This is a genomic window from Oleiphilus sp. HI0061 (assembly GCF_001635675.1).
In genome coordinates this window covers 1-597 of sequence record NZ_LWFE01000560.1, presented here as the reverse complement: position 1 = coordinate 597, position 597 = coordinate 1, and the positions used below count along the sequence as shown (strand labels likewise).

Here is a 597-nt window from a genome sequence, read left to right as displayed (position 1 = left end):
TATTGATGCATTCATCGCATTGAGCCTTAGTCTTCCAAATGTCTAACCGAATAATACATGGATATGTTGATAATGTTGCTTGTGCAATACGAATTTCTCTTACCATGCTTGTCTCTCAAAAAATAACCATAGCTTTCAACCCAGCCTATTGGCACAATCCACTCCCTAGATTAACGCGATACTGAGGTGTACATGCCATTTTCTAAGCTTGGATTAAGCGATCCCATTCTAAAGGCCATCACAGACAAAGGCTACACCGAACCAAGCCCTATTCAATGTAAAGCTATCCCAGCTATCATAGCTGGCAGAGATGTGGTCGCGGCATCTCAGACCGGTACAGGTAAGACAGCGAGCTTTGTGCTGCCATTGCTTGAAAAACTTAATGTTCCCTACAACTATCGCGGCAAGCGCATACGAGCATTAATTATTACCCCGACTCGTGAGCTGACTGAGCAAATTGAAGCCAATATTACGCAATACGGGAAGTACCTCAACCTAAAGTCAATGGCTATGTACGGTGGTATCGCTGCAGAGCCTCAGAAAAAGAGACTCATTGAAGGTGTTGATATTCTGGTCGCGACGCCAGGACGTTTACTT

The 597-nt window shown here is 44.2% G+C and carries 1 protein-coding gene; it reads left to right on the top strand.

The annotated features are described in order from the left end of the window. Positions 1–192: 192 nt before the first annotated feature. The coding region (locus A3735_RS07365) for a DEAD/DEAH box helicase (protein WP_156499496.1) at positions 193–597 on the top strand (405 nt) is incomplete at its 3' end.